The organism is Geodermatophilus sp. SYSU D01186, assembly GCF_054050215.1.
On record NZ_JBJGYW010000029.1, the window covers coordinates 1 to 26,073 of the forward strand.

Below are 26,073 nucleotides of genomic sequence, written 5' to 3' on the forward strand. Positions count from 1 at the left end.
CCGCGCCCCCCGCGCCCGCGGCCCCCCCCCCCCCCCCGCCCGCCCCCCCCCCCCCCCCCCCCCCCCCCCCCCCCCCCCCCCCCCCCCCCCCCCCCCCCCCCCCCCCCCCCCCCCCCCCCCCCGGGGCCGGCTCAGCCGGCGGCCACCTCCCGGTCCAGCCGGCCCAGCAGGTCCTCGTACACGCGGCGCAGGCCCTTGGGGGCGAAGGTGCGCTCGAAGAAGCCGCCGATGCCGCCCGCGCCGTTCCAGGTGGTGCGGACCCGCACGGTGCTGCTGCCGGCGTCGGCGGGGTGCACCGTCCAGGTGGTCACCATCGACGAGCGGGTGTCGGTCTCCACGAGCGTCGAGGCGTCCGGCTGGGTCACCTCCACCAGCTGGTCCCGCACCCGCTTGGAGGTGGCGGCGAACCGCCAGGCGGCGCGGGTGCCCGCACCCTGCCCGCCGGCCTCGACCCGGTAGTCGCTGAACTGCTCGGGCAGCACCTTCCGCCGGGTCTCGGTGTAGTCGGCGAGGGCGGCGATCACCCGCTCCGAGGGAGCGCTGACGACGTGTTCGGCGGTGGCCACGACCTGTCCCATGGACCCCATCCTGCCCACCCCCGTCAGCCGCGGGTGGGACCGGGCACCGCCTGGGGGTCCAGCCCGGTCCGCATCCGCCAGGCGGCCAGCGCCACGCCCAGCCCGACGTGCTGCGCCGGGTCCTCCACGGGCGCGCCGAGCAGCTGCTCGATGCGGTCGAGCCGGGCGTACAGGGACTGCCGGCGGATGCCCAGGACCGCCGCGGTGCGCGTCTTGCTCAGCCCGGTGGCCAGGTGCGCGTCGAGGGTGCGCAGCAGCTCGGTGCCGTGCGCGGCGTCGTGGTCGACCAACGGCCCGAGCTGGCCGGTGACGAACCGGCTGACCTCCACCGGCGAGGCGCCGGCGGCCAGCAGCCGGTGGACGGCGACGTCGCGGGCGAGCACCACGGGCTCCCGGCTGCCGACCCGCCGGCTGAGCGCCACCACCTCGCGCGCCTCGGCCACGGCGGCCGGGACGTCGGCCAGCGCGCCGACCGCGTCGGCCACGCCGACGGTGCGGATGGCGCTGCCCGAGGGGCCGGCGCACAGCCGGGTGCGCAGGGCGGCCACGGCCTCCCGCTGCTGCCGGAGCTCGGGGCGCGGCCGGCCCCGCGCCAGCACGAGCACCGCGCTCCCGGCGGCGCCGACGAGGCACTGCCCCAGGACCTCCTCGGCGGCCTGCCGCACCGCGGGCACCGCCTCGCTGGTGGGGGTGCGGCGGTCGAACTCGACCGCGGCCACGAGGACCGGCACGCCGGGGGCGGGCACCCACCCGGCGGCGGACAGGCGGGCCCGCAGCTCGCCCTCGGAGGCCAGCACGCCGGCGACGAGGTCGGTGACCACGGCCTGCGCGAGCGACGGCCGGGAGCCGACGTCCGGGTGCCGGCCGAGCTCCAGCGCGACGGCGACCGCGGCCCGGTCGGCGACCCCCGTGCGCCGGGCGGTGCGCCGGCCCAGCAGGACCAGCCGGCCGACCGGCCCGTGCTGGCCGCGCACCTCGGCCACGGTCCGGTCGGTGGGGTGCGCGGTGCCGGGGAGGCGGCTGCGCTCGACCACCCGGCCGTCGACGTCCACCAGCTCGGCCGGGCAGTCGGCCATCCGGGCCACGGCGTCGAGCACCGCGGCGAGCCCCTGCCCGGAGACCACCAGGCCGAGCAGTTCCTGCCAGACCGGCTCTCCGGCGTGCCGCCAGGAGAGCTTGCGGCGCAGCAGCAGGTCGTGGAAGTCCTCGACCATGCGGACGAAGGGCACCACCTCGCGCAGCGCGAGGAGGACCACCCCGCGCCGCCGGGCGGTCGCGACCAGCTCCGGCGGGACGACGGAGAAGGTGCGCCCCACCTCCAGCGCCAGCGCGGCGCACCCGGCGTCGGCCAGCATCTCCACGTAGTCGACGACCTGCTGCGCGGAGCGGCCGTGCAGCCCGAGGCCCGTGGTCAGGAGCAGCTCGCCCCCGGCCAGCAGCCCGCCCATCTCGTAGACCTCGGAGGAGTGCACCCAGCGGACGACGGCGGCGTGCGGGTCCCCGGCCAGCACCTCCGGGCCGGCCGCACGCAGCGACGGCAGCTCCAGCACCTCGGACACGGTTGGCAGCACGGCGCAGCAGCCTCCGGGGCGCGGGGCACGGCGTCAAGCACAGGACCCTGCCGAGGAGACGTCGTGTCCCTTGTCGGGTACCCCGCACCGGCGGTTCGCTGCCGACGTCAGCGCGCGCCACCCACCCGCGAGGAGCCCCCGTGACCACACCCGCCCTGCCCGTCGTCCCCCCTGACCTCGATCCCGCCGACCGTGACCGGTTCTTCCTCGGTCTCGCGATCGACCAGGCGCGGATCGGCTGGGAGGAGGGCGGGGTACCGATCGGCGCCGCGCTGGTCGACGGCGACCGGGTGCTGGCCGTCGGCCGCAACCGCCGCGTCCAGATGGGCAGCGCCATCCGGCACGGCGAGACCGACTGCATCGAGCAGGCGGGCCGGCTGCCCGCGTCGGTCTACCGCCGCAGCACGCTCTACACGACCCTCTCCCCCTGCTTCATGTGCGCGGGGACGGCGCTCCTCTACGACATCCCGCGCATCGTCGTCGGGGAGAACCGCAACTTCCAGGCGTCGGAGGAGCTGCTCCGGTCCAAGGGTGTGCAGGTCGACGTCCTGGACGACGCCGAGTGCGTCGCGCTCATGGAGCGGATGCTGGCCGAGCGGCCGGAGCTGTGGCTCGAGGACATCGGGGAGGAGTCGTGACCGCCCCGGAGCGGTCCGCCCCCGCGGCCACCGGGACCGAGGTGGTCGACCCCGACTACCCGGTCACGCCGGTCCCGGCGCACGCCCGCAAGTCGTTCTTCTCGGTGGCCGTCGTGCTGCTCGGGTTCACCGTCTTCACCCCCACGATGCTGGCCGGCGCCGCGCTCGGGCCGGCGTTCTCCTTCGGCAGCCTGCTGGTGGTCATCGGCCTGGGCTCGGTGATCCTCGGGGCCTACGTCGCCGTCATGGGCTGGATCGGCGCGCGGACCGGGCTGACCACCGTCGTGATGGCCCGCTACACGCTGGGCTCGCGCGGCGCGAAGCTCGCCTCGGTGCTGCTCGGCGGCACGCAGATCGGCTGGTACGCCGTCGTCGTCGGGACGATCGGCGACCTCACCGCCGAGGCCACGGGCTGGAACTCCTACGGGGCCCGGGCCGCGATCATGATCGTGACCAGCGCGCTCATGTGCGCCACCGCCTACTGGGGCTACCACGGCATGTACTGGGTGTCCCTGGTCTCCACGCCGCTGATCCTGATCCTGGCCTTCTGGGTGCTGGCCCGGTCACTGCAGGAGGTCGGCGGGTTCGGCGGCCTGGCCGGGGTCGAGCCGACGACGTCCATGGCGCTCGCCGTGGCCGTCACCACCGTGGTCGGGACCTTCGTGTCGGCCGGCACCCAGGCGCCCAACTGGACGCGGTTCGCCCGGCGCGGCTCGCACGCGGTCTGGGCCTGCATCATCGGGTTCCTCGTCGGCAACGGGCTGATGATCTTCTTCGGCGCGGTCGGGGCGCTGACCTTCGGCGAGGGCGACTTCGTCCTCGTGCTGTACCAGCTCGGGCTGGTCGGCTGGGGCCTGGTGCTGCTGTTCGGCAACCTCTGGAAGAGCAACGCCGACACCGCCTACGCCTTCGGCGTGGCCGGCGCGGAGCTGTTCAACCGGCCCAGCAAGGCGCCGTTCGTCATCGGCGGGTCGATCATCGCCACCGTGCTGGCCCTGACGGGGGTGCAGAACCACCTGGTCGACTACCTGGTCCTGCTCGGCACCTTCATCCCGCCGCTGGGCGGCGTGATCATCGGCGACTTCCTCGCCCGCTGGCGGCGGCGCGGCATCCCCGCCGACACCGTCCCGCCCGCCGTCCGGTGGCCGAACCTCCTCGCCTACGCGGTGGCCGCCTTCCTGGCGTGGCTCAGCGGCGAGCTCGGCATCGGCATCCCGCCGGTGATCGGCATCGTCGTCGCCATCGCCCTGTCGATGGGGCTGTCCCTCACGGGCGCCCCGACGCCGGTCGGCGCGCGGCGCTGACCCGTCGTCCGTGGGGCGCGCGACCCGCGTGCCCCACGGACGCCGGGTGACCGATCTCACGACCGCTCGCCGCCGGGGCCGGGTACCACGGACGGGTGACCGCTCCGCTGTCCCTCACCCGTTCCGGCTCCGGTGAGCCGCTCCTGCTCCTGCACGGCATGGGCAGCTCCCGGCGCGACTTCACCGCCGTCCTGCCCGAGCTGTGCGCGCACTTCGACGTGGTCAACGTCGACCTGCCCGGCATCGGGCGCTCACCGCACCTGGAGCAGCGCCCCACCGTCGCGGCGATCGCCGACGCCGTCGAGCAGACCCTGGACGCCCAGGGCCTCGGCCGGGTGCACGTGCTGGGCAACTCGCTGGGCGCCCGCATCGCCCTCGAGCTCGCCGTCCGCGGCCGTGCCCTGTCGGTGGTGGCGATCTCCCCGTCGGGCCTCAACGTGCCGCAGGAGCGCGTCCACCAGGGCCTCGGCATGGGCACGGCGCGGATCGCCATGCGGGTGGCCCAGCCGCTGATCGAGACCGTCTCCCGCTCGGCCGTCGGGCGGGCCGCGCTGCTGGCGCCGCTGAAGGCCCGCCCGTGGAGCACCTCCCCGGAGGAGGCCGTCGGCGCGCGGGAGGGGTTCGCGGAGTCCCGCGACTTCTGGCGCACCGTGCTGTGGGCCCTGATGCTCGACGTCCCCCGCGGCCTGGACCGGATCGCGTGTCCGGTCACCCTCGTGCAGGGCGTCGGGGACTGGGTCGCCTCGGGCCAGACCGTGCGCTACCTGCCGCTGGTCCCCGGCTCGCGCTTCAGCCCGCTGATGATGGCCGGCCACGCCCCGCAGTCCGACCGGCCGGCGACGATCGCCCGCCTGGTGTCGGAGACCGCCGGACGCCGGGAGCCCGAGCGCCTGCGCGCCGTCGCCTGACCGGCCGTCAGCAGCGGGGCGTCAGCCGCCGGGCCTCTCCTCGGCGTTGAGGTAGGCGCAGCGGAACCGGGCACCGGACATCGCCTCGGTGAACCGCGCCTCCCACGCCGGGTCGGCCGCCGGGAAGGTCTCGAACACGCGGTCCTCGAGCACCACCGGCAGCCCGTCGAGCCCGGTGTAGGAACGCCGCAGCAGCACCCGCGTGACACCGTCCACCTCGTCGTGGGCCGGCGCCCAGCGGGCCTGGGCGACGGCGGCGGCGATCTCGGACTTCGCACGGGCGGGCAACCGGGTCTGGCCCGCGCCCGTGCGCAGCACCGGCCGGGTGGACCAGGTGCCCAGCGCGTACAGCAGCAGGGCGGCCAGCAGCACCAGGAGGGTGAGCTCGGCCAGCGCGACCACCATGCGCTGACGGTAGTTCGCCGGGGCCGCCCCGGGGGGACCTCGCCCCGCGCCCGCTAACCTCCTCGGGTACGCCCCGGTCGGTCCGCCGACGAGCCCCCGTAGCTCAGGGGATAGAGCATCGGTTTCCTAAACCGTGTGTCGCAGGTTCGAATCCTGCCGGGGGCACCCTCCCTCCTTCGAGGGGCACCGATCCCGACGCGGCTCCCCGCCTGGTACACCAGCCACAGCGGCGGGCGCGGCCCGCCACTGTCATCGGAGCCGATTGCGGGGGCGGTCCATGTCGAGAACGGTCCAGGCCGTCTCGTGCGCCCTCGTGGTGGCGGCACTGAGCGGCTGCACCGCGGTGCAGACCCCCGGCCGGGCCGCGGAGGTCACGACCGCCGCTGACACGCAGCGCAGTGCAGCCCTCTGCAGCGCCCTCCAGCCCGACACCGTGCACCGGGGACTGTCGGCCGCTGCCGGACGACCGGTGGCCGGGCCGTTCGACGTGGTCCCCGGGCCCGTGCGGGAGATCCCCGGCGAGGCCAGCTCGCTCGCCTGCGTGCTCACCACGCGGGGCGAGGAGCCGTTCACCGTGCCGGGGTGCGTCACCGGCGCCTCGCAGGTCCACGCGACCATCCGGGACTTCAGCTACGGACCCTTCTTCGTGACCTACGAGGACGAGGACGCCGCAGCAGAGGTCGGTGGCGCCACCGCGGTCGAGTTCCACGAGGAGGCCTTCGCCAACAGCGCTCTGCTCGAGGACCGCCACCCCTGGGAGCGCGTCCCCGGCGGCAGCTTCCTGCCCGGCCAGGCGACGCTCCAACGCGTGATCGAGCCGAACAACCAGCTCCTGTGGCTCGACGTCGGCGGTCCGGGGGCAGATGACGCAGGCGGCCGGTGCGACGCGGTACGCGACCTGCTGGTGGCCGCGTCCGACCGCGTGGTCGGGGCCGCCGGGAGCCTGCGGCCCCGATGACGCGTCAGTCGCGGTGGTGGACGACGGCGCGCATGCGCACTTCCCACCGGCGAGCGGGTACCGGTGTCCCATGGGAACGCGCAGTGCAGCGGTGGCCGCCGCCGACCAGTGGACCGACCCAGACGACGGCATCCGCTACCCCGCCGGCGAGGTCCACGCGTGGGAGCGCGGGCGCAACGAGACGGCCTGCGGCCTGTCGCTCAGCAAGTCACGGCTGACCCGCTTCCCGCACGTCAGCTGGGCCGACGTCCAGCCGGAGTCGGGCCGGCACGCGGAGGGTGTCCAGGCCGTGTGCCGCCGCTGCCGGGCGGCCCAGGGCGCCCGCCGGGACGAGCGGCGCTGGACGCGGACCGACCCCCGCCCCCGACCGTGAGGAGGCTGCCACCGCCGGTCACGCGGCCGGGGGGAGCCCGGCGCGGCGAAACACTCGGGGGCTCCGAGGCGTTACCGTTCCAGTACGCATGTCGAGCCCCGGCAACGGCGCCAGGGCGAGCGGAGGTGGAACACGAGCATGGAGACGAGCGTGGTCGACGTCCCCGATCGGGGGCGCTTCGAGGTGCTGCTCGACGGCCGGGTCGTCGGTCTGGCGAGCTACCACGTCGAGAACGGCACCATGGCGCTGCCGCACACCGAGGTGGATCCCTCCGTGGGCGGGCGTGGCATCGGGAAGGTGCTGGTCGCCGGCGTCCTCGCCGCCGCCCGTGAGCGCGGCCTGCACGTGCTCCCCTACTGCTCCTTCGTCCGCCACTACATCCAGCAGCACCCCGAGGAGCTCGACCTCGTCGCCGACGACGAGCGTCCACACTTCGGCCTGGAGACGGCCGCCCGCTGACCTGCGGAGCCGCGGGCGGCTCCCTACGCTGGGGCGGGTGCCGACCGCGCTGCTGTGGTTCCGTCGCGACCTGCGGCTCGGTGACCACCCGGCACTGCTGGCCGCGCGCGACGCGGCCGGTCCCGACGGCGCCGTCCTGCCCGTCTTCGTCATCGATCCCCGGCTGTGGGACCCCGCCGGGGCCCCACGCCGGCGGTTCCTGCTCGACTGCCTCGCCGACCTGGGGACGGCGGTCGACGGAGCGCTCGTGCTGCGCTCCGGCGACCCGGCGCGGGTGGTCCCCGCGCTGGCCCGCGAGGTCGGCGCCGGCAGCGTGCACGTCTCCGCCGACGCCGGGCCCTACGGCCGCCGGCGGGACGCCGCCGTGGAGCACGCCCTCGGCGAGGTGCCGCTGGTGCGGACCGGCTCGCCGTACGCGGTGACGCCGGGGCGGGTGACCAAGGGCGACGGGACGCCGTTCCGCGTGTTCTCCCCCTTCGCCCGGGCCTGGCGCGCGCACGGGTGGCGCGCACCGGCGCCGCGGCCACGGTCGGCCCGCTGGTGCACCGGCGTCCGTTCCGAGCCGCCCCCTCAGGCCCCGCCGCTGGACGGCGTCGTCCTGCCGCCCGCCGGTGAGGCCGCCGCCCGGGCCGCGTGGCGGCGCTTCCTGGACCAGCGGCTGGCCGGCTACCGCGACACCCGCAACACCCCGGGCACCGACGGCACCAGCCGGCTGTCGGCGTACCTGAAGTACGGCTGCCTCCACCCCCGCACGCTGCTGGCCGACCTGGCGGAGGAGGCCGGCGAGTCGGCGGCGAGCTACGTCGACGAGCTGGCGTGGCGGGAGTTCTACGCCGACGTCCTGTGGCACCGCCCCGAGACGCACCGGGAGGCCTTCGACCGGCGGATGCGTGCGCTCGCGTACGACACCGGCCCGGACGCCGACGAGCGGTTCGCCGCCTGGGCGGCCGGTCGCACCGGGTACCCGATCGTCGACGCCGGGATGCGGCAGCTGCTCGGCGAGGCGTGGGTGCACAACCGCGTGCGCATGGTCGTGGCGTCGTTCCTGGTCAAGGACCTGCACGTCGACTGGTGGCGCGGCGCGCGGCACTTCCTCGCCCACCTGGTCGACGGCGATCTGGCCAGCAACAACCACGGGTGGCAATGGGTCGCCGGCACCGGCACGGACGCCTCGCCCTACCACCGCGTCTTCAACCCCGTCCGTCAGGGCAGGGAGTACGACCCGGACGGTGCCTACGTGCGGCGGTGGGTGCCCGAGCTGCGCGACGTCCCGACCCGGTACGTGCACGAGCCGTGGCTCGCGCCGGACGGCGTCCCCGACGGGTACCCGCTGCCGATCGTCGACCACGCCGAGGAGCGCCGGGTGGCGCTGGACCGCTACGCCCGGCTGCGCGGGGCCTGACCCGGCCTCGCGGAACTCAGCCCCGCGAGCGGATCCAGCCGGGCAGCAGGCCGGAGTCGAACAGCCGCTCCCGCAGCGGCGTCACCAGCTCGACCAGCCGCTGCGCGCCGGTCGCGCCGAGATGCGCCCAGCCGGGCAGGGCGAGGACGTCGGTCGTCGCCTCCACCTCCTGGCGCAGCGCCCGCCCGGCCGCGGTCAGGCCGCCGTCGTCGACCAGCCCACGCGATCGGCACCGCTCGACACCGGCCGTCCACTCGTCGTCGGACCAGCCGCGGGTCGTGCGCACGAAGTCGGTGCTGTCCGACGCCAGTCCGCCGGTGACCAGGGCCTCCACCGGGCCCAGACCGGCGGCCATCAGCGCGGTGACGTGACCGTCGCCGCGGTGCTCGCGGAGCAGCAGGCCGGCATGCCACAGCTGCAGCAGCGGGTCGTCGGGCCACGCGGCGCCGCTCCAGGCCGCGTAGAGCGGGCGGCCGGCGGCGGACAGCCCCGCGCAGGCCTCCCGCGCCAGCGCCAGCGCCTCCCCGACGTCGGGCTCGCCGAGCACCCGGTGCAGGGCCGCTGCGACGCCCCGGACGCGGGCGGCGGCCCTCTGCTCCGGCGTCCCGGCCGCCCAGACCGCCGGCACCGCACCGGCGACGAGGTCGGGCGAGAACACGTAGAAGGTCGCGACGACGACGGCGGGGTCGACCGGCCCGAGGGCGGACGCGCGGGCGGCGAAGTAGCCGGCGCGGGTCGCGGGCACGCCGAACCCGTCGTAGGCCTCCTGCACCTCGGGGGCGAAGAACCCCACGACGTGCACGGTCTCCAGCGAGCCCCAGGCCGCCCGCGCCAGCTGCGGTGTCACCGGTGTCACACGGGCATCGTGGCGGATGCGCAGGTCAGGCGCGAAGCTGGAGACGTGACCGGTCGAGCCGCCCGTGCCTGAGGGACACACCCTGTTCCGGCTGGCCCGGGACCAGTCGCTGGCCTTCGCCGGTCGCCCGGTGCACGTCACCAGCCCGCAGGGCCGGTTCGCCGCGGGTGCGGCGCTGCTGGACGGGCGGGTGCTCGACGACGTGACCTCCTACGGCAAGCACCTGTTCGCCTGCTTCGGCGCCGACACCCTGCACGTGCACCTCGGGCTCTACGGCACCTACACGTCGGGCACCGGCGTCCCCCCGGCGCCGCGGGGCGCGCTGCGGATGCGCTGGGAGGGCGAGGGCCCCGACGGCCTCGGCGTGTGGACCGACCTGCGCGGCGCGACCGCGTGCGAGGTGCTCACCACCGCCGAGGTCGACCGGATCCTGGACCGCCTCGGCCCCGACCCGCTGCGGCCCCGGACCGACGGCATGCGCGCCCACCGCCGGATCTCCGGCAGCCGCACCGCGATCGGCGCGCTGCTCATGGACCAGTCGGTGCTGGCCGGCGTCGGCAACGTCTACCGCGCCGAGCTCCTGTTCCGGCACCGGGTCTCTCCGTTCCGCCCGGGCCGGGACGTCGACGCCGACCTGTGGGCGCGGATGTGGGCCGACCTGGTGGTGCTCATGCGGGCCGGGGTCCGGATGGGCCGGATCGTGACCACCCGCCCGGAGGACCGCACCCGCCGTCGCGGCGCGGTGGTCCGGGAGGACGCGCACTACGTGTACCGCCGCACCGGCCTCCCCTGCCGCATCTGCGGCACCGAGGTCCGGACCCAGGAGATGGTCGGCCGCAACCTGCACTGGTGCCCCGTCTGCCAGGCTGCGTGACCGCCCGCGGGTGACCCTCCGCGGGGTGAGTGACCACCGCCACAGCCGTGGTTATCGTGGCGGGATGGTCGGTACGGCGCGCGCTGTGGTCGTCGCCGTGCTGGCGTGCGCCGGTCTCGCCCTGGGGCTGCCGGCGGCCGCGGCGTCCACCCCCGACGAGCCCTCGGCCGTCGGGTACGACGTCTCGCACCCGCAGTGCGGCGACGACCTCCCCGAGGACCACGCCTTCGCCATCGTCGGCGTCAACGGCGGGCTGGCGACCCGGCCCAACCCCTGCCTGGCCGAGCAGCTCGAGTGGGCCGCGGACGCGACCGGTGCGGTGGACGGGCAGCCCGGCCTGCAGCTCTACGTCAACACGGCCAACCCCGGGGAGTTCATCGACGTCCTGCACACCTGGCCGTTGCGCGGCAGCACCCCGTACGGCGCCTGCCAGGGCGGCAACAGCACCGCGTGCTCCTGGCAGTACGGCTGGCTGCGCGCCTACGTGACCGTCGAGGCGTTCTTCGTGCGGGCGGCGCAGGAGGCCGGGGTCGTCGCCGACCCGGCCGCGCACCGCTGGTGGCTCGACGTCGAGACGATGAACACCTGGCAGTACGGCTCCGCGGCCGCCCGGGCGCGCAACCGCGCGGCGCTGGAGGGCATGACCACCTACCTGACCGACCGCGGCGCCGAGGTCGGGCTCTACTCGACCGGCGCCCAGTGGAGCCTGATCGCCGGCGACGTCCCCCCGGGCAGCCCCCTCCACGAGCTGGACAGCTGGCTGGCCGGGGCCACCACCCTCGCCGGCGCCGAGGCCGCCTGCGGGCGGCCGGCGCTGACCGGCGGCGGCGAGGTGGTCCTCACCCAGTACGTCTCCGACGGGCTGGACCACGACCACGCCTGCGACTAGAGCGGGCGCGGGCCGGAGGAACACCCGACGCGCACCTCTCCCTTCGCGCCGACCTGGATCACGGAGACGGTGCGCCGGCAGCAGCCCGGGTGGACCTCCTCAGAGGGCGCCCTTGCCCTGCTCCCCCGCCGGGACCGCGGAGAGCACCTGCAGCTCCGGGGTGCCGGCGAGCCGGCCCTCCAGCGCCTTGCTCAGCGCGGCGAACGGCTCCCCCTTGCCGTGGGCGGCGAGCGCCTCGGGGCTGGCCCACTGCTCGATCATCACCAGCCGGCCGTCCTGGCCCTCGTGCAGCGCGTAGCGCTGGCACCCGTCCTCCTCGTGCACCTGCGGGATCGCGGTCAGCACGGCCTCCCGGACGGCGTCGGCGTGCTCGGGCTGGGGGGTGATGGTCGCGACGACGACGACGGCCACGGGCTGCTCCTCGGGTGCGGTGGGGGCGTATGCCTGGTGCAGCGCCCCGTGTGCCCGTCAGGATGCCTGTCGTGTCGGTCGACGAAGACCCCGGTCCCCCGTCCACTGCGTCACCCCTGCGGGTGGCCGTCGTCGGCGCGGGCCCGGCCGGCATCTACGCCGCGGAGGCACTGACCCGCCAGCAGGAGGTGCCGGTCGCCGTCGACCTGATCGACCGGCTGCCCACGCCCTTCGGTCTGGTGCGGCACGGCATCGCCCCCGACCACCCGAAGATGCGGGCCATCCGCGACACCCTGCACCGGGCGCTGGACCACCCGCGGGTGCGGTTCGTCGGCAACGTGGAGATCGGCCGCGACCTCTCGTGCGCGGAGCTGCACGGCGCGGTCGACGCCGTCGTCTACACCTACGGGGCCGCCCTGGACCGGCAGCTGGCCATCCCCGGCGAGGAGCTGCCCGGCAGCCTGGCCGCCACCGAGCTGGTCGCCTGGTACACCGGCCACCCCGACGCCGACCGCGCCAAGGTCGAGGCCGCGCTGGCCGGGGCCCGGTCGGTCGTGGTGGTCGGCGTGGGCAACGTGGCCCTCGACGTGGCCCGCGTCCTGGCCCGCACCGCGGACGAGCTGGAGCCGACCGACATGCCCCAGCACGTGCTCGACGCGCTGGCCGCGGCGCCGGTGCAGGAGGTGACCGTCCTCGGCCGCCGGGGCCCCGTGCACGCCAGCTTCACCACCCAGGAGCTGCGGGAGCTCGACGAGCTGGCGCAGGCCACGGTGCTGGTCGACCCCGCCGACCTGGAGCTGGACCCCGCGGCGGAGGAGCGCGCCGCCGCCGACCGGGTCGTGCACCGCAACCTCGACGTGCTGCGCGAGTGGGCCCGGCACACGCTCTCGCCGGGCCGGACGCCGGTGCGGCTGCGCTTCTACACCAGACCGGTGCGGCTGCTCGGCACCGACCGGGTGACCGGGATCGAGGTGGAGCGCACCGTCGTCGACGAGGACGGCCGTGCCTCCGGCACCGGGGAGACCAGCGTGCTGCCGGCCGACCTCGTCGTGCGCTCGGTCGGCTACCGCGGCTGCGGACTGCCCGAGCTGCCGCTCGACGACCGCCGCGGCGTGGTGCCCAACGACGGCGGCCGGGTGCTGCGGGACGGCCGGCCGGCCCCCGGCGAGTACGTGGCCGGCTGGATCAAGCGCGGCCCCACCGGCGTCGTCGGCACCAACAAGCACGACGCGCGGGAGACGATCGCCGTGCTGCTCGAGGACGTCGCCGCCGGGGTGGTCCGCCCGGGCCACGGCGGGGTCGACGACCTGGTGTCCGAGCTGCGGGCCCGCGGCGCCGACCCGGTGCTGCTGTCCGACTGGCGGGCCATCGACGCCGCCGAGGTGGCCCTCGGCGCCACCCGAGGGCGGGCCCGCACCACGCTGCACGAGTGGGAGTCGCTGCTGGCCGCGGTGCGGGAGGCCGCCGCGCACCCCCGCTGACCGGCCGGCGCCCGGGACGTTCCCGCGGGAACGCCGGCGGTCTGCTCGCCGCGGCCGACGAGGCGCCTCAGCGTTCGTGCAGCGACGGGGACGACTCGAACGACCGCAGCAGGTCCCCAGCGGTCTCTTCACTCCCAGCGGCGACCAGCCGGACCAGCGACTCGGTGTCGGGCCGCAGCAGCAGCGGCTCGCCGTCCGAGGTGAGCGCGACCCCGCCGGCGGCGGCGAGCACGGCCAGCCCGCCGGCCACGTCGTGCACGTGCGTGCCGCTGCGGTCGAGATCGTGCCAGGCGGTGGCCGAGCCGTCGGCGACCAGGCACAGCTCGACCGCGGTGCACCCGGTCACGCGGATCCGCCGGGCCGACGGCGGCACGATCACGGTCTCCCCCGAGGGCGCGCTCGGGACGACGACGGTGCCACCGGGCCGTGGCCGGACCGGAACCCCGTCACGGACCGCGCCGGCCCCCTCCGCCCCCGACCAGCGCCGCCCAGAGGACAGGTCCACCACGACGCCGGCCACTGCGCGGCCGTCCTGCACCAGCCCGGCGGAGAACGCCCACGGCGGCAGCCCGGCCCGGAAGTTGCCGGTGCCGTCGAGCGGATCGACCACCACCCACGGGCGCGCGGCGTCCACCGGCCGGTCGGGCCGCTCCTCGCTGAGCAGGGGGACGCCGACCCCGCCGAGCACCTCCATCGCGGCGACGTGGGCCGCCTCGTCGGCGGCCAGCGACGGGCTGCCGTCGGCCTTCACCCGGTCCTCCCCCGCGCCGCGGGCCAGCGCGACCGCCGTCTCGACGCGGGTGGCGGCCAGTGCCGCCAGGTGGAGGAACCGGTCGACCACCGGCGCCGCAGGCGGCGGCTCGTCCACGGGCACGATCCCGCGGCCGCCGGGCCGGTCCCGCACCCGTGCGCAGCCCCAGCCGGCCGCGGTGGCGAGCACGGCCGGGGCGTCCGGCCCGATCCCGGTGGCGGCGAGCAGCACCGCCTCGGCCACCCCCGCGGCGGTCCACTGCCGGCGCAGCAGCACCGCCGCACCGTCGTCCCCCACCAGCACGCGGTAGGCCGGGTCGCTGACGGCGGGGGCCAGGGCCGCGGGCGACAACCCGAGGGCCGCGCCGGCGCGGGAGAGCTGCGGGCCCGTGGCGACGGTCAGCGCGCGCGTCCCCACCAGCTGCTCAGCCACTGTTGCGCAGGGCCGTGGCGATGCCGTTGATGGTCAGCTGGATGTTGCGGCGGACCAGCTCGTCGTCGTCCCCGCTCCGGCGCCGCCGCAGCATCTCCACCTGCAGGTGGTGCAACGGCTCCAGGTAGGGGAACCGGTTGCGGATCGAGCGGGCCAGCGACGGGTTGTCGGCCAGCAGGCGGTCGTCGCCGGTGACGGCCAGCAGCATCCGGCAGGTGCGCTCGTGCTCGGCGGTGATCTCGCCGAACACCCGGACCCGCAGCACCGGGTCGGGCACCAGCTCGGCGTAGCGGGCGGCCAGGTCCAGGTCGGTCTTGGCCAGCACCATGCCCATGTTGGACAGCACCGTGCGGAAGAACGGCCAGCGCCGGTGCAGCTCCTGCAGGCGGGCGAGCCTGGCGTCGTCCCCGCCCACCCAGTCCTCCAGCGCCGTGCCGGTGCCGTACCAGCCGGGCAGCATGATGCGGGCCTGCGACCAGCTGAACACCCACGGGATGGCGCGGAGGTCGGCGATCGAGGTGCCGGCCTTGCGCGAGGGCGGCCGGCTGCCGATGTTCAGCTCGGCCAGCTCGCCGATCGGCGTCGCCGCGCGGAACCAGTCGACGAAGCCCGGCGTCTCGTGCACCAGCGCCCGGTAGGCGGCCTGGGCCCGCTCGGCGAGGTCGTCGAGCAGCACGTAGGCCGGCTCGGCGTCGTCCCCCAGCCCCTCGACGTCGAGCAGGCTGGCCTCCAGGGTGGCCGCCACCATCGCCTCCAGGTTGCGCCGGGCGAGGTCGGGATCGGCGTACTTGGCGGCGATGACCTCGCCCTGCTCGGTGATCCGCAGCGCGCCGGCGACCGCGCCGGGCGGCTGGGCGCGGATCGCGTCGTAGCTCGGCCCGCCGCCGCGGCCGACCGTGCCGCCGCGGCCGTGGAACAGCCGCAGCCGGATGCCCTCGCGGCGGGCGACCTCGACCAGCGCCAGTTCGGCCCGGTACAGCGCCCAGTTGGCGGCGAGGTAGCCGCCGTCCTTGTTGCTGTCGGAGTAGCCGAGCATGACCTCCTGGACGTCGCCCCGGTTGGCCAGCAGGGCCCGGTAGAGCGGCTGCTCGAGGACGGCGGACACCGTCTGCGCGGCGTGCTGCAGGTCGCCGATCGTCTCGAACAGCGGGGAGATGCCGACCGGGCAGGTCGGGCCGTCCTCGCCGTCCGGGTCGAGCAGGCCGACCTCCTTGAGCAGGACGGCGACCTCCAGGACGTCGCTGACCGACTCGCACATGCTGATGACGTAGTTCGGGATCGCCCGCGGACCCAGCTTCCCCACCTGCTCGGCGGCGGCGATCAGCACGTCGAGCTCGCCGCGGGCCGTCTCCGACAGCTCGGCGTCCGGCCGGGTCAGCGGACGGCGCATCCGCAACTCCCCCACCAGCAGCTCGACCCGCTGCTCCTCGTCCAGCGCCGCGTAGTCGGGGCACACGCCCGCCCAGGCCAGCAGCTCGGCGAGCACGTCGGCGTGGACGGCGGCGTTCTGCCGCATGTCCAGCCCGCAGAGGTGGAAGCCGAACACCTCGACGGCGTCGCGCAGCCGGGTCAGCCGGTCGTCGGCCAGTGCCCCGGCGCCGTGGCTGCGCAGCGACGCGTCGATCGTGGCGAGGTCGGCCAGCAGCTCCTCGGGGGCCTCGTAGGGCGCGAGCTCGTGGTGCGGCGGCTGCCCGGGGACCGAGCCGAGCACCCTCTGGGCGGTCGCGGCCAGCCGCGCGTGGATGCCGTACAGCGCCCGCCGGTAGGGCTCGTCGGCGCGGAACGGGGAGTCGTCGCGGGAGACCTCGGCGAGGTGGTACAGCGCCGGAGTGGGGGTGACCAGCCGGTCGGACATCGACAGCTCGTCGTGCAGCACGAGCAGTTCGGCGAGGTGGTGGGCCAGCGCCGTCTCGGCCTGCCGGGTGCTGGCGCGGCGGACGGCGTCGGCGGTGACGAAGGGGTTGCCGTCGCGGTCCCCGCCGATCCACGACCCCGGCAGCAGCATCGGCTGCGCCATCAGGCCGGCGTGCGGCCACCGCTCGCGCAGGGCCCGGCGCAGCTCGGCGTTGAGCGCGGGGACCACCTGGAACAGGGACAGGTCGTAGTAGTGCAGCGCCTCGTCGATCTCGTCGGCCAGCCGCAGCCGGGACAGCCGCAGCAGGGCGGTCTGCCACAGGGTGAGCACCGCCCGCTGCAGCTGCGCGGACCACTCGGCGTCCTCGGCCGCCCCGGGGGCGGAGAGGTCGCGGCGGCGGATGAGCTCGGTGACCTGCCGCTGCACCCGGGAGATCGTCTTGCGGCGCACCTCGGTCGGGTGCGCGGTGACCACCGGGGAGACCAGTGCGCCGGTGAGCTCGCGGGCGACGACGTCGGGGTCGAGCGGCTCGGCGTCCAGCAGGTCGAAGGTGGCGGCCAGGCTGCCCTTCTGCGGCGGTGAGCCCTCCCGCCGGTGGAAGCGGCGCCGCCGCTCGTGGTGGATGTCCTCGGCGAGGTTGGCCAGCAGCGAGAAGTGGCTGAACGCGCGGATGACATGGTTGGCCGACCGGACGTCGAGGTCACCCAGGCGGCCGGCGAGCTCGGCCCGGTCGACCTCCGAGCGGCGGATGCGGAAGGCCTCCACCCGGGTGGACTCGACGAGGTCGAGGACGTCGGCCCCCGACTGCTCGCCGATCACCTCGCCGAGGACGCGGCCGAGCAACCGGATGTCCTCCCGCAGCGGGGCGTCGGTGCCGTCCCCCTCGTCGGCGCCGTGATGGCGCAGGTCTGCGACGTCCACGGTGGCTTCGGACATCGCTGCAGTATCGACCGTCCGTGTGTCGAGTGCGTGTCGGTGCGACGCCGACGACCAGGGCGCACCTGCGCCGGTACGCCCACCCACCCCGGCGGCCACACGCGTTCCCCCGGCGGGGACCGCCGGCCGTCCGCCACGATGAGCCGGTGCAGACCCTCACCGCCGTCCCGGCCGCTCCCACGCCCGCCGCCCACGCGGAGGGGCCGACGTGGGACGCCGACCGGAACGAGCTGCTCTGGGTGGACATCCCGGCCGGACTCGTCCGGCGCGCCGGCGTCGCGGCCGACGGCACCCTCACCGAGACCGGGCCCGCCCTGCGCGGCGGGGACACCGTCGGCGCCGTCGTCCCGGCCGCGGCCGGCGGGTGGCTGCTCGCCGCCGGCGGCGGGTTCACGCACCTGGCGGCCGACGGCACCGCGCGGGTCCTGCTCGACCTGGCCGGCGAGGGCGGCACGGAGACCGGCGGCGGGACGCGGATGAACGACGCGAAGTGCGACCCGGTCGGCCGGTTCTACGCCGGCACCATGGCCTTCGACCAGCGGTCCGGCGCCGGCGCGCTCTACCGCCTGGACCTCGACGGCACCGTGACCACCGTGCACGACGCGCTCACCGTCTCCAACGGCCTGGGCTGGGCCCCCGACGGGCGCACGGTCTACCTGGCCGACTCCGGCCCCGGTCTGGTGCACGCGTTCGACTACGACCCGGCCGACGGCAGCTTCAGCAGGAGCCGGGTCCTGCTCGACCTCGAGGGGGACGACGGGGTCGCCGACGGGCTCACCGTCGACGACGAGGGCTGCCTCTGGACGGCGCTGTGGGGTGCCGGGCAGGTGCGCCGCTGGTCCCCCGAGGGCGAGCTCCTCGCCGTGGTCGAGGTGCCGGTGGCCCACACGTCGAGCTGCGCGTTCGCCGGGCCCGGCCGCGACCTGCTGGTGGTCAGCACCTCGGCCGAGGGGATGGACGACGCGGCGCGGGCGGCCCAGCCCGACGCCGGCCGCCTGTTCACCGTGCCCGCCGGGGTCACCGGGCCGCCGGCATCGCCCTACCGCGGGCCGCTCGGCGCCCTCCGCCAGGTGGTCTGACGCCGGCTCCTGCGGCGTTCCGCACCCTCCTGCGCTGCTGCGACGGCGCAGGAGCGTGCGCGACACCGCAGGAGTGGGCGCGACACCGCAGGAGTGGGCGCACCCCCACACCGGCGCGGCGGTGGGGCGAGTTCAGTCCCCCAGCTCGCGCAGCGCCTGCGCGGCGAGGGCATCCCCGTCGGCCGCCCCCAGCCGGAAGTGCTCGACGGCGCCCTCGAGGTCGCCGCGGTCGGCGAGCAGCACGGCGAGGTTGTGGTGGCAGTAGGTGTCCCCGGCGGTGATGCCGGCCCGGTAGGCCTCCTCGGCGGCCTCCACGTCACCGAGCTGGTCGGCGTAGAAGTTGCCCAGGGGCAGCCAGGACTGCAGCTCGCCGCGCTTGGCCCCCCGCTCGAGGGCGAACCGCGCCTCCTCCGGCCGGCCGGTCTCCCGCAGCAGCTGGGCGAGGGCGACGCGGGCGCCGGGGAACAGGTCCTGGCCGTCGCGCAGGTCCGCCTCCAGGTCGGCGTCCAGGGTCGCGCCCCACCGCCACGTCGCGGCGACGGCGGCGGCCAGCGGGTCCCCGGCGGCGGCGAGCTCGTCGGCGACGGTCAGCGCCTCGGCCCGCTCCCCCTGGTCGTGCAGCAGGAAGGCCACCTGCAGGCCACCGAGGGCGTCCCCGGCGGCGCCGGCACCCTCGTAGGCCCGCATGGCGCCGGCGAGGTCCCCGAGCTCCTCGAGCACCAGCCCGAGGTTGACCCACGCCTCGGCCTCCCCGCCGGCCAGCGCCTGCTCGTAGGCGTCGACGGCCTCCTCGACGCGACCGCGGGCGGCCAGGGAGTTGCCCAGGTTAAACCACCCGAGGGCGGCACCCAGCTCGGCCGCGCGCCGGAAGCAGCGCTCCGCGTCCTGGTCACGCCCGGCATCGGCCAGGTCGCAGCCCAGCTCGATGATCGCGTCGGCGTCCCGGCAGGCGCGCAGCCGACGGAGGCGCCCGTCGAGGTCCTTCCCCATGCGGTGATCATCACCGGGTGCCGTCGCCGCGTCGTCCCCCGACGGTGGCGTCTCACCCCTCGGAGGCGGTGCCGGCGATCACCCGCCGAACGCCTCCCGCCAGGCGGGCAGCAGCTGCCGTCGCGTCCACTCCAGGAACGGGGCCTGGTGGTCGCCGCCGATCTGCACCAGCGCGAGGTGGGTGAACCCGGCGTCGGCGTAGGCCTTCGCCGCCGTGACCACCGCGTCGACGTCGTCCCCGCAGGGGATGCTGCCGGCGACGTCCTCCTCCCGCACGAACTGGCTGGCGGAGTCGAACGCCTGGGTGCCGGGCAGCTCGGCGTTGACCTTCCACCCGAGGCCGAACCAGCGGAACAGCGTGTGCGCCCGGGTGACGGCGGCGTCCCGGTCGGGATCGAAGCAGATCGGCATCTGCCCGATCCGGGGCTTGCCGGCCCCGCCGGCGGCGTCGAACCGCTCCCCCAGCTCCGCGTCCGGCTCGACGGCGATCATCGCGTCGGCGAGCTCCCCGGCGATCTGGCAGGACTGCGCACCGGAGACGGCGACCCCGATCGGCACCCGCTTCTCGGGCAGGTCGAACAGCTTGGCCGACTCGACGTCGAAGTGCTCACCGCGGAAGTTGGTGTACCCGCCGTCGAAGAGGTCGCCGATGATCTGGATCGCCTCGACGAGCATCTCCTGCCGGACGTCGGCCGGGGGCCAGCCGGCGCCCACGACGTGCTCGTTGAGGTTCTCCCCCGCGCCGAGGCCGAGGGTGAAGCGGCCGTCGGAGAGCAGCTGCAGCGTCGCCGCCTTCTGCGCGACGACGGCCGGGTGGTAGCGGAAGGTCGGGCAGGTCACGTACGTCATCAGCGGGATGCGGCTGGTGGCCTGCGCGGCGGCGCCGAGCACCGTCCAGGCGTGCGGCGCGTGCCCCATCTCGTCCAGCCACGGGAAGTAGTGGTCGCTGCTGACCGCGAAGTCGAAGCCGACCTCCTCGGCGCCGACCACGTGGCTGACCAGGGCCTTCGGGCCGGCCTGCTCGGTCATCATCGTGTAGCCCAGCTGCATCGCCATGCGGTGGCGCTACCCGGGCCGGGCGCACGACACGCCCGACCCGGGTGACCCGACCTCAGACGCGCTCGGCGCGCAGCGCCTCGCGCAGCTTGGTCTTCCCGCTGGTGCGCAGCAGCGACGCGGCGTAGACCCGCCCGCCGACCCGGACGACGAGCGCCACCGCGACGGCCGCCAGGACCGCCGCCACACCGACCTCCCAGGCGGCGACGTTGCCGGCCGCCATCCGGACGGGCATCACCAGCGGCGAGAGCCCCGGGACGAAGGAGGTGACGACGGCGAGGGTGCCGTCGGGGTCGGCCGCGGCCTGGATGCCGATGAAGAACCCGACCACGAGGACCAGGGTGGTCGGCATCAGGACGGTGCCGAGGTCCTCCTGCCGGCTGACCAGCGAGGCGGCCACGGCGAAGATCGAGGCGTAGAGGGCGTAGGCCAGGACGAACCACAGCACCACCGACACCGCCGTCCCGACCAGCTCGCCCGGGATGTCGACGAGGTCGAAGGCGAGCGCGCCGGTCACCCCCACGGCCGCGATGATCACGATCTGCGCCAGCCCCAGCAGGCCGAGGCCGAGGATCTTCCCCGCGAGCAGCTGCCAGGGCTTCATGCTCGACAGGAGCAGCTCCACGACCCGGCTGGACTTCTCCTCCACCACGCCCTGGGCCACGAACTGGCCGAACAGGATCAGCAGGCCGTAGAGCAGACCCGTGCCGATGATCGCGACCACGACGCGCTGGCCGTCCCGGTCCGCGTCGGGGTCGAGCGCGGTGACCGCCACCTCCGGGACGTCGAGGTTGGTCACCCCCGCCTCGGCCAGCTGCTCGGCGACGGCCAGCTGCCCGACCGCGCCCTGGACGACGGCCTGCAGCGACCCGTCCGCCGACTGCTCGACCAGGAGCTCGGGCTCCTGACCGCCGTCGGCGAGCACCACGCCGTCGACGTCGCCGTCCTCGATCGCGGCGCGGGCGGCCGCCGCGCCGTCCAGCGGCTCCACCACGACGTCGACGCCGAGGGCCTCCCCCTGCGCCTGCAGCGCCTGCTCCAGCCCCTGGACCTCGCCGACGACGCCGATCCGCGTCTCCTCGCTGCCGGAGTTCAGCGCCACCTGCAGGCCCAGGGTGCCGAGCAGCAGCACCAGGATGGCCACCGAGCTGATGATGAAGTTCTTGTCCCGGAGCCGGGCCGAGAGCTCCCGGCTCGCGACCAGCCGGACCATGGCGGCGCTGCCGACCTCCTGCGGCGCGCTCACGCCGCCACCTCCTGGGCGGTCGGTGCGGCCACGGCCTCGCGGAACAGCTCCACCAGCGTCGGTTGTTGCCAGGCGAAGTGGGTGACCCGGCCGGTGGCCAGCGCCGCGGCCAGCACCACCTGGTCGTCGGTGTCGCCCTTCAGCTCCAGCACGGTGTCGCCGGCCTGCTCGGACACCACGCGCACCCCCGGCAGGTCGGCGGCCCACCCCGGGGCCGCGTCGGGGACGACGACGCGCAGCAGCCGGCCGGCCTCCCGCCGGCGCAGCTCGGCGACCGGCCCGGTGGCGACCATCCGGCCGCGGGCGAGGATGCCGACGGAGTCGCACAGCCGCTCGACCAGGTCGAGCTGGTGGCTGGAGAAGACCACGGGCACGCCCTGACGGACCTGCCCGAGCAGCGCGCCGGCCAGCGAGTCCACCCCGATGGGGTCCAGGCCCGAGAAGGGCTCGTCGAGGATCAGCACCTCCGGCCTGCTCACCAGCGCGGCGGCCAGCTGCACCCGCTGCTGGTTGCCCAGGGAGAGCTTCTCCACCGCGTCGCCGCGGCGGGGCCCGAGCCCGAGCACCTCGACCCACTCGTCGGCGGCGCGCCCGGCCGCGGCCCGGTCCATGCCGTGCAGCCGGGCGAAGTAGGTGACCTGCTCGGCGACCTTCATCTTCGGGTAGAGGCCGCGCTCCTCCGGCATGTACCCGATGCGCCGGCGCACCGCCTGGTCGAGGGCGCGGCCCCGCCAGCGGACCTCGCCCGCGTCGGCGCGGGCCAGGCCCATCGCGATGCGCATCGTGGTGGTCTTGCCGGCGCCGTTGGACCCGCAGAAACCGAACATGGAGCCGGGTGCGACGGCGAACGCCACCCCCTCGAGCACCCGGTTGGACCCGTAGGTCTTGTACAGCCCGTCGAACTCCAGCACGGCGCGGGTTCTCCCTTCGTCCCGCCGACCGTATCGGTCAGGACGACGAGTCCCCGTCCACGCCACGGAGCCGTCCCACCCGGTCACCGGCGCGCAGGGCGGTCACGGTGGTCGCCGTCCCGGCCCGCTCCAGCCGCCAGGCCGTGCCGTGCCCGGCGACCCGGCCGGTGCCGTCGGCGAGGTGGACGGCGGTGTCCTCGTCCAGCGCGAGCCCCTGGCCGCCCGGCACCCCGCCGAGCGCGGTGACCAGCCGCGGCAGGGTGCCCCACTGCGCGCAGTGCACGTCGACGGCCCAGGGCACCAGCCCGAGACCCGGCACGACCGTCACCTCCTCGAGGTCCTCCGCGGCGTCCTCCGGGCAGACGGGGACGCCGCCGTCGCGCCAGCCGCCCACGACGGCGGGGCCGGCACTGACGGCGGCGCCCGCGGAGAAGCCGGCATAGGGACGGTCCCCCGCCGCCAGCCAGGCCCGCAGCTCCCCGGCCACCGGGGCCAGCGCGTCGGCGTAGGCGGGGGTGAGCCCGCCGCAGACCAGCAGTGCGTCGGCGTCGCCCAGGGCCGCCACGTCCAGCCGGCCGCCGAGCGGCACGAGCACGGGCACCGGTTCGCAGGTCGCCGTCCGTCGGAGGACCGCGGCCCAGCGCTCGAACTGCGCGGCGCCGTCCCCCTCGTCCAGCACGACGGTCGCGACGACCGGGGTGCTGCCCGCGGACTCCAGGAACGGGCCGTACAGGGCCTCGGCCGCGGACGGGTCCCAGCCGCCGCCGAGGAGGTGGACGGTGGGCACGGCGGGCTCCTCGCGGGACGGGAAGGGAGGCCGCGTCAGTCTGCCCTGCGCGAGCGCCGTTCCTGCGGTCTCATCGCTCCATGACCGAGGAGAACGTCCCGGCCCAGCCGCCCACCGGGGTGGGACTGGAGGGGCTGCGCACGGCCGCCGCAGGATGCCGGGCCTGCGAGCTGTGGCAGGACACCACCCAGACGGTGTTCGGGGAGGGGCCCGAGACCGCCCGGATCGTGTTCGTCGGCGAGCAGCCCGGCGACCAGGAGGACCGCCGGGGCGAGCCGTTCGTGGGTCCGGCCGGGCGGTTGCTGGACAAGGCGCTGGCCGAGGCGGGCATCGACCGCCGCGACGCCTACATCACCAACGCCGTCAAGCACTTCTCGCACACCGTGAAGGGCAAGCGGCGGATCCACCAGACCCCGCGACCGGAGCACCTGCGCGCCTGCCGGCCGTGGCTGGAGGCGGAGTTCACCGTGCTCCAGCCGGAGGTCGTGGTGTGCCTGGGCGCGACGGCGGCCAAGGCGCTGATCTCGCCGTCCTTCCGGATCACGAAGGACCGCGGGCAGCTGGTGCCCTGGACCCCGCCGGGCACCGAGGCCGCCGACCCGGCCGACGACGACGAGGACGCCCCGCACCAGACGTGGATGCTGGCCACCACGCACCCCTCGGCCATCCTGCGCACGCCGGACGAGGCCCGCGACGCCGCCTACGACGCGCTGGTCGCCGACCTCCGGGTGGTCGCGTCCGCCCTGGCCTGAGGGCCCGTCCGGCGGAACCGGGCGGGTCCGCTAGGAAGAGGCGGGCCCCGGCCGGCCCTCGCCACTCTCGGGGGCGGGCGAGGACGGCCGGGGTTCCCCGGCGGGCACCGTCGCGTACGTCGAGCGGGAGGCGCGGAACGCCCAGAACGACGGCACGACCAGCGCGACGACCGCCATCGCGACGACGACCACCACCCCGCCGGACACCATCGCCGCGCTGACCCCCGCCGCGCTGGCGATCGCCCCGGCGCGCAGGTCACCCAGGCGCGGCCCGCCGGCGACGACGACGAGGAAGACGCCCTGCATGCGGCCGCGCATCTCCTCCGGGGCGGCCAGCTGCAGCATCGAGGAGCGCAGCACGGCGCTGACCATGTCGCCGGCCCCGGCGACCGCCAGGCACAGCACGGCCAGCCACAGCGACGGGGCGAGGCCGAAGCCGATGATCGCCACCCCCCAGACGACGATCGCGCCCAGCACCACCGCGCCCTGCCGATCGACCCGCGAGACCCAGCCCGAGGTCAGGCCCATGAGCAGCGCGCCGATGGAGATCCCGGCGAACAGCCAGCCGAGGCTGTTCGGCGAGTCGGCGTAGCGCCCCTCCGACAGCTCGGGGAACACCGCCTGAGGCCACGCGAAGCACATCGCGATGACGTCGACGACGAAGGTCATGAGCAGCACCGGCTGCGTGCGCAGGAAGGCGAAGCCCTCCCCCACCCCGCGGACGGCGGCGCCCAGCCGCAGCGGCCCGGCGACGCGGCCCGGCGGCAACGGGGGCAGCCCGCGCAGCAGCAGGACGGCGATGACGAACCCGAGCGCGTCGACGGTGTAGGTGATGAACAGGTCGCCCACGGCGATGAGGACCCCGGCCAGCAGCGGGCCGACGATGACGCCGACCTGGCGGACCGTCATCGCCAGCGCGTTGGCCGCCGGCACCCCCTCCGCCCCGACCACCGCGGGGATGACCGCGCTGCGGGTCGGCTGGTTGACCGCGCTGAACCCGGAGACGCAGGCGGTGAGCAGCCACAGCAGCCACAGGTTGCCGCCCCCGGGCAGCAGCGCCTGGACGGCGAGCAGCGCGCTGGTCACCGCCGAGCCCACGCCGGTGATGAGCATCAGCCGGCGGCGGTCCATCGAGTCGGCGATCGCGCCGCCGAGCAGGCCGAACACGATCAGCGGGACCAGCGCCACGATCGAGGTGACGCCGACCAGCAGCGAGGAGCCGGTGAGGGCGAAGACCTGGTACGGGACGGCGACCAGCGTCATCTGCTGGCCGAGCATCGTGGCCGCGACGCCCCAGAACAGCCGCCGGTAGTCGGGGTTGCGCAGCGGGGTGGTGTCGATGGCCCAGGCGCGGCGGGGGGCCGGCGGGGGCAGCGGGACCGGCTCCTCGACCGGGCCGGCGCCCTCGACCGGGTCGACGGGCGAGGTCATGGGGCGAGCCGCTGGACGATCCAGCCGCCGCCCTCTTCGTCGTCCCGCACGAACCGGAGCCGGTCGTGCAGCCGGTCGGTGCCGCCCTGCCAGAACTCCACCCGGTCCGGGACGACCCGGTAACCGCCCCACACCTCGGGCCGGGGCACCCCTCCGTCGGGCGTCTGGGCGTCCAGCCGGCGCAGGCGCTCGACCAGCTCCTCGCGGGAGTCGACGACGGTGGACTGGACCGACGCGGCGGCGGCCAGCTGCGCACCGCGGGGACGGGGGTCCCACAGGTCGTCGGAGGCCCCGGGGCCGACTCGCTCCACGCGGCCGGTCACCCGCACCTGCCGCTGCAGCGCGTGCCAGGGGAAGACCAGCGCCGCCCGCGGGTTGACCGCCAGCTGGGCGCCCTTGGCCGAGGCGTAGCTGGTGCCGAAGACGAAGCCGTACTCGTCGTAGCCCTTCACCAGCACGATGCGCGCGTCGGGGGCGCCGTCGGCGTCCGCGGTCGCCACGACGACGGCGTTGGGCTCGGGGAGCTCGGCGGCCACCGCGTCGGCGAACCAGCGGTCGAACTGCTCGACCCACGTGGGGGCGAGATCGGACTCCCGGAGACCCCTGGTCTCGTAGTCCCTGCGCATGCGGGAGAGGTCGGGCACGACTCCATGCTGTCACCGGCGTGGGTGACCGGCGCGCAGGGCGCGGGGCCTCCGCCCCCGCTGTGCCCGGCGTGTCGGCACGGCCTAGGGTCGCAG

25 protein-coding genes, 1 tRNA gene and 1 pseudogene are annotated in these 26,073 nt (G+C 75.9%); 13 read left to right on the top strand and 14 right to left on the bottom strand.

Going from position 1 to position 26,073, the window contains the following annotated elements; all coding sequences use genetic code 11:
• Positions 1-131: 131 nt before the first annotated feature.
• Together ACI784_RS19200 and ACI784_RS19205 are read right to left on the bottom strand one after the other, a co-directional pair.
• On the bottom strand, positions 132-578 hold the full coding sequence (locus ACI784_RS19200) for an SRPBCC family protein (protein ID WP_457014546.1): 447 nt from the start codon (positions 576-578) through the stop codon (positions 132-134).
• A 23-nt stretch (positions 579-601) separates the two neighbouring features.
• On the bottom strand, positions 602-2,149 hold the full coding sequence (locus tag ACI784_RS19205; protein ID WP_457014547.1) for a PucR family transcriptional regulator ligand-binding domain-containing protein: 1,548 nt from the start codon (positions 2,147-2,149) through the stop codon (positions 602-604).
• Positions 2,150-2,289: 140 nt separating this feature from the next.
• On the opposite strand from ACI784_RS19205, the gene ACI784_RS19210 reads away from it, so the two are divergent.
• From ACI784_RS19210 to ACI784_RS19220, 3 genes are all read left to right on the top strand, one after another.
• Positions 2,290-2,787 (top strand): nucleoside deaminase, encoded by a 498-nt coding sequence (locus ACI784_RS19210; protein ID WP_456921584.1) that lies wholly within the window; start codon positions 2,290-2,292, stop codon positions 2,785-2,787.
• Positions 2,784-4,091 (top strand): cytosine permease, encoded by a 1,308-nt coding sequence (gene codB, locus ACI784_RS19215; RefSeq protein WP_457014548.1) that lies wholly within the window; start codon positions 2,784-2,786, stop codon positions 4,089-4,091. The genes ACI784_RS19210 and codB overlap by 4 nt, the downstream gene beginning before the upstream one ends.
• 95 nt (positions 4,092-4,186) lie before the next feature.
• Positions 4,187-4,999 carry an alpha/beta fold hydrolase gene (locus ACI784_RS19220; RefSeq protein WP_457014549.1) on the top strand — a complete coding sequence of 271 codons (813 nt, stop codon included), beginning with the start codon at positions 4,187-4,189 and terminating at the stop codon, positions 4,997-4,999.
• 21 nt (positions 5,000-5,020) lie between these two features.
• On the opposite strand, the gene ACI784_RS19225 is transcribed toward ACI784_RS19220, so the two are convergent.
• Positions 5,021-5,404 carry a hypothetical protein gene (locus tag ACI784_RS19225; RefSeq protein ID WP_456921581.1) on the bottom strand — a complete coding sequence of 128 codons (384 nt, stop codon included), beginning with the start codon at positions 5,402-5,404 and terminating at the stop codon, positions 5,021-5,023.
• A gap of 92 nt (positions 5,405-5,496) precedes the next feature.
• Between ACI784_RS19225 and ACI784_RS19230 the strand changes: the two genes are divergently transcribed.
• The 5 genes and pseudogenes from ACI784_RS19230 (at position 5,497) to ACI784_RS19250 (ending at position 8,596) form a co-directional block, all read left to right on the top strand.
• Positions 5,497-5,569: transfer RNA gene (locus tag ACI784_RS19230), tRNA-Arg, on the top strand.
• 112 nt (positions 5,570-5,681) lie between these two features.
• On the top strand, positions 5,682-6,362 hold the full coding sequence (locus ACI784_RS19235; protein WP_457014550.1) for a hypothetical protein: 681 nt from the start codon (positions 5,682-5,684) through the stop codon (positions 6,360-6,362).
• A 70-nt stretch (positions 6,363-6,432) separates the two neighbouring features.
• A complete protein-coding gene (locus tag ACI784_RS19240; RefSeq protein WP_456921579.1) occupies positions 6,433-6,735 on the top strand; it encodes a hypothetical protein in 303 nt (100 codons plus the stop codon).
• 129 nt (positions 6,736-6,864) lie between these two features.
• Positions 6,865-7,194: pseudogene (locus ACI784_RS19245) on the top strand (GNAT family N-acetyltransferase); the annotation flags it as partial.
• Between the two features lie 37 nt (positions 7,195-7,231).
• A complete protein-coding gene (locus tag ACI784_RS19250; protein ID WP_457014551.1) occupies positions 7,232-8,596 on the top strand; it encodes a cryptochrome/photolyase family protein in 1,365 nt (454 codons plus the stop codon).
• Positions 8,597-8,612: 16 nt separating this feature from the next.
• Here the strand turns inward: ACI784_RS19250 and ACI784_RS19255 are convergent, their stop codons facing one another.
• Positions 8,613-9,452: an SCO6745 family protein gene (locus ACI784_RS19255; RefSeq protein ID WP_457014552.1), complete on the bottom strand. Its 840-nt coding sequence runs from the start codon at positions 9,450-9,452 to the stop codon at positions 8,613-8,615.
• Positions 9,453-9,516: 64 nt separating this feature from the next.
• Here ACI784_RS19255 and ACI784_RS19260 point away from each other — a divergent pair, with 64 nt between their 5' ends.
• Complete coding sequence (locus ACI784_RS19260; protein ID WP_456921576.1) at positions 9,517-10,326, top strand: Fpg/Nei family DNA glycosylase; 810 nt, start codon at positions 9,517-9,519, stop codon at positions 10,324-10,326.
• Between the two features lie 64 nt (positions 10,327-10,390).
• On the top strand, positions 10,391-11,215 hold the full coding sequence (locus ACI784_RS19265; protein ID WP_456921575.1) for a hypothetical protein: 825 nt from the start codon (positions 10,391-10,393) through the stop codon (positions 11,213-11,215).
• Between the two features lie 99 nt (positions 11,216-11,314).
• Here the strand turns inward: ACI784_RS19265 and ACI784_RS19270 are convergent, their stop codons facing one another.
• Positions 11,315-11,626, bottom strand: a complete 312-nt coding sequence (locus ACI784_RS19270) for a putative quinol monooxygenase (protein ID WP_456921574.1) — start codon at positions 11,624-11,626, stop codon at positions 11,315-11,317.
• A 62-nt stretch (positions 11,627-11,688) separates the two neighbouring features.
• Here ACI784_RS19270 and ACI784_RS19275 point away from each other — a divergent pair, with 62 nt between their 5' ends.
• The gene (locus tag ACI784_RS19275; protein ID WP_457014553.1) at positions 11,689-13,107 is read left to right on the top strand and encodes an FAD-dependent oxidoreductase; all 1,419 of its coding nucleotides are present in this window, start codon (positions 11,689-11,691) and stop codon (positions 13,105-13,107) included.
• A gap of 67 nt (positions 13,108-13,174) precedes the next feature.
• Here ACI784_RS19275 and ACI784_RS19280 read toward each other — a convergent pair whose 3' ends face one another.
• Both ACI784_RS19280 and ppc read right to left on the bottom strand, forming a co-directional pair.
• Positions 13,175-14,290 carry an inositol monophosphatase family protein gene (locus ACI784_RS19280; protein WP_457014554.1) on the bottom strand — a complete coding sequence of 372 codons (1,116 nt, stop codon included), beginning with the start codon at positions 14,288-14,290 and terminating at the stop codon, positions 13,175-13,177.
• Positions 14,283-17,081, bottom strand: a complete 2,799-nt coding sequence (gene ppc / locus ACI784_RS19285) for a phosphoenolpyruvate carboxylase (RefSeq protein ID WP_456921570.1) — start codon at positions 17,079-17,081, stop codon at positions 14,283-14,285. The genes ACI784_RS19280 and ppc overlap by 8 nt, the downstream gene beginning before the upstream one ends.
• A 146-nt stretch (positions 17,082-17,227) precedes the next feature.
• Here ppc and ACI784_RS19290 point away from each other — a divergent pair, with 146 nt between their 5' ends.
• Positions 17,228-18,160 carry an SMP-30/gluconolactonase/LRE family protein gene (locus ACI784_RS19290; protein WP_456921569.1) on the top strand — a complete coding sequence of 311 codons (933 nt, stop codon included), beginning with the start codon at positions 17,228-17,230 and terminating at the stop codon, positions 18,158-18,160.
• Positions 18,161-18,292: 132 nt separating this feature from the next.
• Here the strand turns inward: ACI784_RS19290 and ACI784_RS19295 are convergent, their stop codons facing one another.
• From ACI784_RS19295 to ACI784_RS19315, 5 genes are all read right to left on the bottom strand, one after another.
• Positions 18,293-19,150, bottom strand: coding sequence for a tetratricopeptide repeat protein (locus ACI784_RS19295; RefSeq protein ID WP_456921568.1), 858 nt, complete (start codon positions 19,148-19,150; stop codon positions 18,293-18,295).
• Positions 19,151-19,228: 78 nt separating this feature from the next.
• Positions 19,229-20,206: a TIGR03557 family F420-dependent LLM class oxidoreductase gene (locus ACI784_RS19300; RefSeq protein ID WP_456921567.1), complete on the bottom strand. Its 978-nt coding sequence runs from the start codon at positions 20,204-20,206 to the stop codon at positions 19,229-19,231.
• Positions 20,207-20,261: 55 nt separating this feature from the next.
• Entirely contained in the window at positions 20,262-21,452 is a 1,191-nt protein-coding gene (locus ACI784_RS19305; protein ID WP_457014555.1) for an ABC transporter permease, read from the bottom strand.
• Positions 21,449-22,363 (bottom strand): ABC transporter ATP-binding protein, encoded by a 915-nt coding sequence (locus ACI784_RS19310; protein WP_457014556.1) that lies wholly within the window; start codon positions 22,361-22,363, stop codon positions 21,449-21,451. The genes ACI784_RS19305 and ACI784_RS19310 overlap by 4 nt, the downstream gene beginning before the upstream one ends.
• 37 nt (positions 22,364-22,400) lie before the next feature.
• Entirely contained in the window at positions 22,401-23,150 is a 750-nt protein-coding gene (locus ACI784_RS19315; RefSeq protein WP_457014557.1) for a hypothetical protein, read from the bottom strand.
• Positions 23,151-23,230: 80 nt separating this feature from the next.
• Here ACI784_RS19315 and ACI784_RS19320 point away from each other — a divergent pair, with 80 nt between their 5' ends.
• A complete protein-coding gene (locus tag ACI784_RS19320) occupies positions 23,231-23,902 on the top strand; it encodes a UdgX family uracil-DNA binding protein (protein WP_456921562.1) in 672 nt (223 codons plus the stop codon).
• Positions 23,903-23,932: 30 nt separating this feature from the next.
• Here ACI784_RS19320 and ACI784_RS19325 read toward each other — a convergent pair whose 3' ends face one another.
• A complete protein-coding gene (locus ACI784_RS19325; protein ID WP_456921561.1) occupies positions 23,933-25,333 on the bottom strand; it encodes an MFS transporter in 1,401 nt (466 codons plus the stop codon).
• A complete protein-coding gene (gene pdxH, locus ACI784_RS19330; RefSeq protein WP_456921560.1) occupies positions 25,330-25,977 on the bottom strand; it encodes a pyridoxamine 5'-phosphate oxidase in 648 nt (215 codons plus the stop codon). Before pdxH ends, ACI784_RS19325 begins: the two co-directional genes overlap by 4 nt.
• Positions 25,978-26,073 lie beyond the last annotated feature (96 nt).